The following is an 8,207-nucleotide window of genomic DNA, read 5'->3' as shown; positions in this document are numbered from 1 at the left end:
GGTCGCCGCGAGTCCCGCGCCGCCGGCTGCCGGGTCGTCGGTCCGTCGCCGAGGCCGCTCGCGCGCTGCGCCACCCGCTCGCCTCGCAGATCATCCCCGACCTGCTCGCCGAGGCGGCTCGCAATCCGGAGATCACCCGCAAGCTGGACACCGTGCTGCACGGCACCCAGCGCCGGATCGGCACCGCCGTGCTCCGGGCCGCGGACGGTCGCGGCGAACTCCCGCCGGGCTTCGACGTCGACCTGGCCCTCGACCTCATCGTCGGCCCGCTCTACTGGCGCCTGGCGGTCACCCGCACCCCGCTCACCGACGACTACCTGGACCGACTCACCTCCGCCACCACCGCGGCCCTGATCGGCTCCGCCTCCTAGGACGCGCCTTGGGGTGTGCCTTCCATCCGCGTCGGGATCCGCGACACAGGATCGAAGACAGGCCCCGGCGGACATCCTGGGGCGCCACCCCGAGCCGCACGTCCGCCCGCGCACCCGCCGGGCCGCGACCGGCCGTTCCACCCCCGACCGCTCGCCGTCCGCATCGATGCGCGCCCCATGCGCCGGCTGCCCGATTCCGGCCGGCGATGCGACCGTTGACGCCATGGAACGCCCGAACGTGCGCATCGTCATCGACGACAGCCCCCTGCGCCCGCACATCGACGCGGCCGTGCTGTCCAGGGTGGACGACGCGACCCGGGCGCACTACGAGCGGGCCGTGGAGCACGCGCTGGAGCAGGCCGCGCTCGCCTGGCAGGCCCGCGACTTCGTCGCGTTCCGCCGCCAACTCGCCGTCCTGGCCCAGACGGTCACCGACATCCAGCGCCTGAGCGCGAGCGGCGTACGCCGTGCCGACCACTGAGCGGCCTCGGCTCGAAGCCACCCGAAGCGTCCGGGCGGCGGCCGCGACGAGCACGAACACCGCCGCCGGAGCGAGCGCGTAGTCGCGCAGTCGCCGGTGCGCCGGTAGCGCGCCGACGAAGTACAGGATCAGCCCGATCGCGGCGGCAACCCCCAATCCGGGCACGGCGAGACCGGCCAACAGACCGAGCGCGCCGCCACCTTGGCCACCACCGGACCCGGGAACCGACCGTCCGGCACGCGCAGCCTCCGCATCTGCGCCACGATCGCCTCCTGACGGGTGATGGTGATCACCGCCGAGGCGGCGAGTACGACGGCGAACAGGGCGCTGACCACGGCGTAGCCGATGAACATGGCATTGCTCGAAGCGACGGGGGTGCGAGCAGCGTCCGGCCGAAGTCCGGCCCGGCGCGTTGCCCACCGTGCTCGGTCGGCCGGTGCCGAGGAAGGCCGTGCCGAGGAAGGCCGTGCCGAGGAAGGCCGTGCCGAGACGGGCACCGCCGGGGCCACGATCGCGCCGCCGGCTCGCCATAGACTGCGGACCGTGAGCGAGAACGAACTTGGTACGTACCTCCGCGTCCGCCGCGCGGTGGTCCGACCCGCCGACGTCGGGCTTCCCGACGGCCCCCGGCGGCGCACCCCGGGCCTGCGCCGGTCCGAGTTGGCGACCCTGGCGGGGGTCAGCGTCGAGTACCTCACACGGCTGGAACAGGGCCGCGACCGCCGCCCGTCCGGCCAGGTCCTGGCGGCGCTGGCGGACGCGCTCCGGCTGACCTCGGACGAGCGCGTGCACGTGCGCCGGCTGGCCAAGGCCGCCGCGGGCGAGGTGTTCCCGTTCACGGGCGGGCAGCCGCCGGCGCGAGCCGTGCGCCCCACCGTGCGCGCGCTCCTGGACCGACTCGAGCCGGCTCCGGCGCTGCTGGTCGACCGACTCGCAGACGTGCTCGCGTTCACCAACGGCTACGAGCGCCTCGCCCGCCCACTGGGCATCCTGGACGAAGAGCAACCCAACCTCGTGCGCTACGTGTTCACCGACGCGCGGGCGCGCGCGGCCTATCCCGACTGGGAGCGGATAGCCGACGAACACGCCGCGATCCTGCGAATGGCGGCCGCGTTCGACGATCCGTACGTACAGGACTTCGTCGACGGGCTGGCCGGCACCGCCGGCACCGCGTTCACCGCTCGCCTGGCCTCACCCGCCACGCCGCCGCGCCGGGTCGGCGTCGAGCGCCTGGCCCATCCGGAGGCGGGCGAGCTACGCCTGGAGCGCGAGATCCTCGACCTGGCCGATGTCGACCAGACCCTCCTCGTCTACCTCCCCGTCGACGAGCCCACCTCGGCCGCGCTGGACCACCTCACCGGCCGGCACCCGGGCGCGCTGCGCGCGGTCTGACCCGAGGTCGGGGCCGGCGGACTCGCTCCGCCGGCCGGTCGTCGAACGGATCGCCGCCTTCGACCGCCCGGCGGTCGCGAGCCGACGACCGGGCCGGTCGGGGTGGCGGCCGAACGCGCGTGTCACGTCCCGGGCTTGCGCCCGTACACGTACACCTCGTCGCCTGTGTGCAGCAGTCCCCAGTACGCCCGGGCGTCCCCCGGCCGCATGTTGACACAACCGTGTGAGCCGGGTGGTGAGGTGATCGAACCGTCGATCGCGTGGAACGCGATGCCGCCGTCGAAGAATTGGCTGTACGGCATCGCCACGTCGTAGAGCGTGGACCAGTGGTTCTGCGCGCGGTAGTAGACCTTGTGCAGGCCGGTGCGGGTCTCGAAGCCGTCCCGTCCGGAACGTATGGCGACCGGCCCGTAGATCCGCTTGGCGCCGTCCTGGATCCAGCTGACCTGCCGGCCCAGGTCCACACAAGCGATCCGACCGACGTCGGTCGGACAGCCGCCCTCGGCGCCCTTGCGCTGGAGCGCGCCGTAGGTGACGGGGCCCGCGTATCCGGCCGCCGGGCGAATGCCGTGTTCCTGTTGGTAAGTCCGGATGGCCCGGCAGTCCGCGGTGGACTGCCGGCCGTCCGCCTCAAGCCCCAATGCCTTCTCGACCTGGCGCTGATACGGCCCGGTCCGCGCCGTACACGCGGAGGGCGCCGCGCTCGCGGGCGCGGCGAGGACGACGCTCAGCGGAATCAGCACGGTGGCCGCGGCCACCGCCGCACCCGCTCGACGACACACACGCGTGAATACACTCATCAGTCTCCCCTCGAGTCGTACGCTCGCCCGCATGCTCGTGCGGCACGCCCGTACGCCGATCACCGGCGGGTATGCGGGCTTCTATGCTCCGTCATTCTGACGCAGAGTCAGCAAAGCCGCACCTCCGTCGGCGCACCGGTTGGTCACAACCCCACGCGACACGGCGAAAGCGGCCGATATCTGCGCCGTGGCTGCCGAGTTCCGCGATCCGACCGGGGCGCCGATACCGCTCGGTGAATGTCATGAGTTCACTCCTTCCCTCCTTCGCTTGTCGCAGACCCGTGGTTGGCCCGCGGCTCGATGTGAACCGCTCGTCGCGGCAGGGGAATGCTCCCCTGCCCGTGCTCCGCCGACCTTCGCCGGCACCAGCACCAGCGCGACCACCGCCGCCACCACGAGCAGGCCGCCCGCCGCGTCCAGGGCGACCGCGTAGCCGTGCGCGAGTTCCGGCTTCGAGGCGCCACCGTTCGGTCCGGTGACCGAGGCGGCCAGGGTGACCAGGGCGGCCAAGCCGATCGAACCGCCGATCTGCCGCGAACTGTTGATCAATCCGCCCGCCATCCCGGCCTCGTGCGCGGGCACCCCGGCGGTCGCGGCGGTACCCAGCGGCACGAAGCACAGTCCGGCGCCGATGCTCGCGACCAGCGACGGGCCCAGGATCGAGCGCAGGAACGTGCCGTCGACATCGAACGCGAACCCGAACCAACCGAAGCCGACCGCCACGAGCGCCCCGCCCAGCCCCAGTAGCCGGCCGAGCCCGAGGCGGGCCACCATCCTGGTTGCCAACACCGAGCCGATCACGATCCCGCCGGAGAAGGGCACGAAGGCCGCGCCGGCGGCGGCCGGTCCGTAGTCGAGCACCTGCTGGAGGTAGAGCGAGGTGAAGTAGAACGCGGCGAACTGGCCGGAGAACAGCAGCATCATGAACAGATTCGCGCCCAGCACGGGCCGGTGGGTCAGCAGGCCCATCCGCAACAGCGGCTCGGCGGCCCGCAGTTCGACCAGTACGAAGGTCGCGAGCAGGACTCCCGCCGTCGCGAGCGTACCGATCGTCACGAACGACCCCCAACCCTGCCGCTCGGCCCGCACCACACCCAGGACCAACGTGGTCGCACCCGCGGTGACCAGCAGCGCGCCGGCCGGATCCAGCCTGGGCGCCCGGCCGGGCTCGGGTCGATCGGCCGGCAGTCGCAGCGTGGCGAGCAGCGCGAAGGCCACGATCGGCACGTTGATCAGCATGACCGCCTGCCAGCCCACCGACTCGGTGAGCAGCCCCCCGATCAGCACCCCGAAGGCGCCGCCGGCCGCAGCCGTCGCGCCCCACCACCCGAGCGCCTTCGACCGGGCGGGCCCGGCCGGGAACGTCACGGTGATCAGCGCGAACGCCACCGGTGCGAGCGCGGCGGCGCCAATCCCCTGCACCGCACGCGCGGCGATCAGCGCACCGGGCGAGGTCACCAGGCCGCCCGCGAGACCGGCCAGGCCGAAGGCGGTCAGCCCCGCGACGAGCGTGCGGCGACGCCCGATCAGGTCACCTATCCGGCCGCCGAGCATCAGCAGCCCGCCGAAGCTCAACGCGTAGGCGTTCACCACCCACGGCAGCCCGTCGGCGCCGAAGCCCAGGTCGTCCCGGATGTCCGGCAGGGCCACGTTGACCACCGACATGTCCAGCGCGATGGTGAACTGCACGGTCAGCACCACGACCAGCAACATCCGGGTGGCACGCGGCATCCGGACCGGGTCGGCCGGCGCGTCGATCGTGGCGGTCACGCCTGCCCCCGCATCGTCTCGGCGTGCCGCTCCAAGCGGGTCCCCAGGCGTCGGCCGATCGACATCAGGTCGGCGGGCGCGCCGAGTTCGAGTCGGTGCCACCGCCCCTGCGGCACCACGAACGCGGCGCCGGGTCGCAGCGTGACCGGCGGCTCCTCGCCGACCCCGTCCTCGGCGCGCAGGATCATCCGCACCGCACCCGTCCACACGCACACCACCTCGTCCGAGGCCGGGTGCATCTCCCAGTGGTCGGCGTGCAGGTCCGCGTCCGTCTCCGCGTGGAAGGCGCTCACCTGCCAACCGGTCGTGGCACCGTCCATCCGGCGCTCGCCGGCATCGATCCGGCCGCCGTCGGCCAATCGGAGGGCGAATTCGAACAGGTCGACGTGGGTCATCGAAACTCCTTGCCGCAAAGGGAGGTCGGGCGCGCCGGGCAGGCCCGGCGAGAGTCGCGCCCGCATTGACGTACTCTGTACGTGAACAGCGTCAGTCGAACACGTACGTTGTACGTACGTCAAGGAGGAGCATCGTGCCCGCGCCCCGAAAGTTCAGCCGCGAGCAACTGCGCGCGGCGGCCCTGACCCTGGTCGACGCCCACGGCCTGGCCGCGCTGACCATGCGCAGCCTCGCCGCGGTACTGGGCACCGGGGCGATGACGATCTACAACTACGTGGACGGGCGCGAGGGCCTTGAGGGGCTGCTCGTCGAGGCCGTGCTGGCGGACGCGCTGCCGGCGGTCACCGAACACGCCGAGGACGCCGACTGGCGGATCGAGACACGCCGGCTGGCCGAGGCGAACTGGCTTGCGGTGCGCGCCCATCCGGACGTCATCCCGCTGATCCTCACCCGCCGGATCACCGACCCGGGGACCCTGGCGCACGGCGAGGCACTGCTGCGAGCGCTCGCTCGCAGCGGCCGACGCGGGGCCGACCTGCTGTACGCGTTCCGTGCCGTGACCGGCTTCGTCACCGGCTTCGCTCAGGCCGAACTGGCCGGCCCGCTGTCGATCGCGCCGGACGAGGACGTCCGGGCGATCACCGACCGGGCCCGGGCGCTGCCCGCCGAGCGCTTCCCGTACCTGATCGAGATCGCCGGCGCCGCCGCCGCGAGCACGCCCGAGATCGAGTTCCACGCCGGTCTGGACCTGCTGCTCGCCGGTCTGGAAAGTCGTCCGGCCGCCGGGAACCCGGAACGGCCCGCCGGACAAGACAGGGTGTGACCATCACCCCGATATCCGATCGCGAGTTGTGGGAAAGGGCGTGCGCAGGTGAACCCGATTCGTTCGGGACCATCTTCGACCGGCACTCCCGCGCGGTCTACAACTTCCTGGCCCGCCGCACCGCTTCCTGGGCCGAGGCCGAGGATCTGACCTCGACGGTCTTCCTGGACGCCTGGCGCCATCGCAGCGCCGTCACCCTGGACCGGGACAGCGCGCTGCCGTGGCTGCTGGGCATCGCCCGCAACACCGCCGCCAACGGCGGCCGGTCCCGTCGGCGCTATCAGGCGCTCAAGGAACGGCTGCCCACCCCGTCACCGGTCCCCGACCACGCCCAGGACGTCGCCGATCGCATCGACGAGGAGCGCGTTCTGGTCGCGCTGCGCTCGTCCGTCGGCCGGCTGCCCGCGCACGAACGCGAGGTGATCGAACTGTGCGTATGGAGCGGCCTGGACCAACAGGCCGCCGCCACCGCGCTCGGCGTGGCCGTCGGCACCGTCAAGTCGCGCCTGCACCGGGCTCGCCGTCGACTCGGAGACGACCTGCGCGAATACGCACCGTCCTCCCCCGACCGCCGCATCATCGCCGAGGAGGCTTTGTGATGCCCTCGAACCCGATCCCGGCCGAGCGCGACCTGCCGCACAGCGCCGCCCGCCGCACCGAGTTGCTCGCCCTCCTCCCCTACACCGACTCCCCGGCGCCGGCACTGCCCACGACCCGCCGGCGGACCCTGGGCCGACTGATCCCGCCGCGCCGGGTGCTGCTCCCGCTGGCTGCCGCGGCGGCGGTGGGCGGCCTGGTCACCGGGGTCCTGCTCGGGATCACCGGCGACGACGAGGCCACCCGGGTCCCGGGACCGGCCAACTCGGGGTCGATACCCACCCGGACACCCTCCGTCGTGGACCGTCCGCTGCCGCTCAAGCAGGTGCCGGTGCCGGCGGAGGTCGCGGTGTCCGACGCGGAAGCCGCCCGATTCGTCGCCGCATGCGCCGCCGCCAGGCTCGACCCGGCCACCGCGAGCGGCTACCGCCCGTACTTCGTGGTACGCAACCCGCGGCCCGCCGATCCCGGGCACATCTACGCCATCGCGGTCGACACGGCCGGGCACAACGCGTTGCAGTGTTCCGGGTCCGACCTTCCCTCGGCACTCCGCATCCGAGAGGATTTCGAACTGCTCACCGGGACCGTCCAGATCGACCACGGTGGCGGCACCAGGACCGGTTCGAGCTGGACCGATTTCTCCGCGGGCCGCTACGACGCCCCCGTGGCGCGGATCACCATGGATCGGGGCACCGGCGAGCGCCCGGCGATCATGGCGGGCGGCGTCTGGTACGCGGCGGAGAGCGTCGGGTACACGCAGGAGGCCGCCGATGCGTTCCAGGCCGGCAGCGGTCCCCGGATCCGCGGCTACGACGCCGCGGGCAAGCTGATCTGGGACTCCGCCCGAGACGTGCCGAAGCCGGAATCGGCGGAATGTGTCCGTACCCCCGACGGCCGGGTGCTCGACTATCGGGGTCGCGTCGAACCCGATCCCGCCACGTGCCGGCCGGCCCTGCCGTGGACCGCCGGCGCCCGCTGAGCAGCCACCGGCCGACCTGATCCCGGCTGCGGATGCCCGCTCCGACCGGACCTCGGCCGATCCGACCGCTGTGCCGGGAATGCTCGCCCGGGTTCGCTCGTTGTACGAATCAGTCGGTGAACGGGTGTCCCCGGGCCCAACCTTTGCCGCCGTGAATTACCGTTCGGCTGGAGTCGCGGCGTGCCCCCCGCCGAGAGGTGATCCCGCTCACCGACGCCAGAGCGACGGCGCCGTCCCCTCCCCCCGAGGGCGGCGCCGTCTTTGTCGTTTGTCGACCGCTTCGTCCATGCCCTGCCGCGGCCCGCCGGTGAGCCGTGACGGACGCATACCCGGATCAATCATCCACGCTGCAACCATCGGGTCCGGTGCGCCGTCCGTTCCCCCGAGGCTGCCGTTCCGAATGGCCCGCAGCCGGCACATGTATGGTCCGTTCCGGCCGCCCGGTACGGTGTCGAGCCAATCCGCGGCAACGCGGCATCGGTTTGACGACAGCACTCTCGGGGGGTCGTTTTGAGTTCCGCACCGGAGTCCGGTGGTCGCCGCCGCCGCGCAGGCGCGTCGCAGCCGCAGTCGCCCGCCTCCGACGCGGCTGCGACCG

Annotated in this window: 10 protein-coding genes; 5 read left to right on the top strand and 5 right to left on the bottom strand. The window is 72.8% G+C overall.

All coding sequences use genetic code 11. The features are described 5' to 3' along the window. Positions 1–371, top strand: a 371-nt coding sequence (locus ABZS54_RS40690) for a TetR-like C-terminal domain-containing protein (RefSeq protein WP_355547765.1), incomplete at its 5' end; no start/stop codon positions are given. Here the strand turns inward: ABZS54_RS40690 and ABZS54_RS40685 are convergent. Continuing rightward, entirely contained in the window at positions 328–1,017 is a 690-nt protein-coding gene (locus ABZS54_RS40685; RefSeq protein WP_355547771.1) for a hypothetical protein, read from the bottom strand. The genes ABZS54_RS40690 and ABZS54_RS40685 overlap by 44 nt on opposite strands. Next, entirely contained in the window at positions 981–1,205 is a 225-nt protein-coding gene (locus ABZS54_RS40680; protein ID WP_355547762.1) for a hypothetical protein, read from the bottom strand. Before ABZS54_RS40680 ends, ABZS54_RS40685 begins: the two co-directional genes overlap by 37 nt. Positions 1,206–1,395: 190 nt before the next feature. On the opposite strand from ABZS54_RS40680, the gene ABZS54_RS40675 reads away from it, so the two are divergent. Continuing rightward, entirely contained in the window at positions 1,396–2,244 is an 849-nt protein-coding gene (locus ABZS54_RS40675; protein WP_355547759.1) for a helix-turn-helix domain-containing protein, read from the top strand. Between the two features lie 122 nt (positions 2,245–2,366). On the opposite strand, the gene ABZS54_RS40670 is transcribed toward ABZS54_RS40675, so the two are convergent. From ABZS54_RS40670 to ABZS54_RS40660, 3 genes are all read right to left on the bottom strand, one after another. Continuing rightward, the gene (locus ABZS54_RS40670) at positions 2,367–3,044 is read right to left on the bottom strand and encodes a L,D-transpeptidase family protein (RefSeq protein ID WP_355547756.1); all 678 of its coding nucleotides are present in this window, start codon (positions 3,042–3,044) and stop codon (positions 2,367–2,369) included. A 240-nt stretch (positions 3,045–3,284) separates the two neighbouring features. Then, positions 3,285–4,775 carry an MFS transporter gene (locus ABZS54_RS40665; protein WP_355547768.1) on the bottom strand — a complete coding sequence of 497 codons (1,491 nt, stop codon included), beginning with the start codon at positions 4,773–4,775 and terminating at the stop codon, positions 3,285–3,287. Between the two features lie 35 nt (positions 4,776–4,810). Further along, a complete protein-coding gene (locus ABZS54_RS40660; RefSeq protein WP_355547753.1) occupies positions 4,811–5,209 on the bottom strand; it encodes a cupin in 399 nt (132 codons plus the stop codon). Positions 5,210–5,343: 134 nt separating this feature from the next. On the opposite strand from ABZS54_RS40660, the gene ABZS54_RS40655 reads away from it, so the two are divergent. The 3 genes from ABZS54_RS40655 to ABZS54_RS40645 are packed head-to-tail and all read left to right on the top strand — an operon-like array spanning position 5,344 to position 7,609. Continuing rightward, positions 5,344–6,033, top strand: coding sequence for a TetR/AcrR family transcriptional regulator C-terminal domain-containing protein (locus ABZS54_RS40655; RefSeq protein WP_355547750.1), 690 nt, complete (start codon positions 5,344–5,346; stop codon positions 6,031–6,033). Beyond that, on the top strand, positions 6,030–6,632 hold the full coding sequence (locus ABZS54_RS40650; RefSeq protein ID WP_355547747.1) for an RNA polymerase sigma factor: 603 nt from the start codon (positions 6,030–6,032) through the stop codon (positions 6,630–6,632). The genes ABZS54_RS40655 and ABZS54_RS40650 overlap by 4 nt, the downstream gene beginning before the upstream one ends. Next, a complete protein-coding gene (locus ABZS54_RS40645; RefSeq protein ID WP_355547744.1) occupies positions 6,632–7,609 on the top strand; it encodes a hypothetical protein in 978 nt (325 codons plus the stop codon). Before ABZS54_RS40650 ends, ABZS54_RS40645 begins: the two co-directional genes overlap by 1 nt. The last annotated feature ends 598 nt before the right edge of the window (positions 7,610–8,207 follow it).

Origin of the sequence: Embleya sp. NPDC005575 (assembly GCF_040605455.1) — a bacterium.
Taxonomy (GTDB): domain Bacteria; phylum Actinomycetota; class Actinomycetes; order Streptomycetales; family Streptomycetaceae; genus Embleya.
Note: the sequence above shows the minus strand (reverse complement) of the source record. Positions and strands in the feature narration are given on the sequence as shown.

Excerpts from the sequence above, each read along its gene's own strand:
- ABZS54_RS40670 (WP_355547756.1), bottom strand. The coding sequence starts at position 3,044 with ATGAGTGTATTCACGCGTGTGTGTCGTCGAGCGGGTGCGGCGGTGGCC.
- ABZS54_RS40645 (WP_355547744.1), top strand. The coding sequence starts at position 6,632 with ATGCCCTCGAACCCGATCCCGGCCGAGCGCGACCTGCCGCACAGCGCC.
- ABZS54_RS40680 (WP_355547762.1), bottom strand. The coding sequence starts at position 1,205 with ATGTTCATCGGCTACGCCGTGGTCAGCGCCCTGTTCGCCGTCGTACTC.
- ABZS54_RS40665 (WP_355547768.1), bottom strand. The coding sequence starts at position 4,775 with ATGCCGCGTGCCACCCGGATGTTGCTGGTCGTGGTGCTGACCGTGCAG.
- ABZS54_RS40660 (WP_355547753.1), bottom strand. The coding sequence starts at position 5,209 with ATGACCCACGTCGACCTGTTCGAATTCGCCCTCCGATTGGCCGACGGC.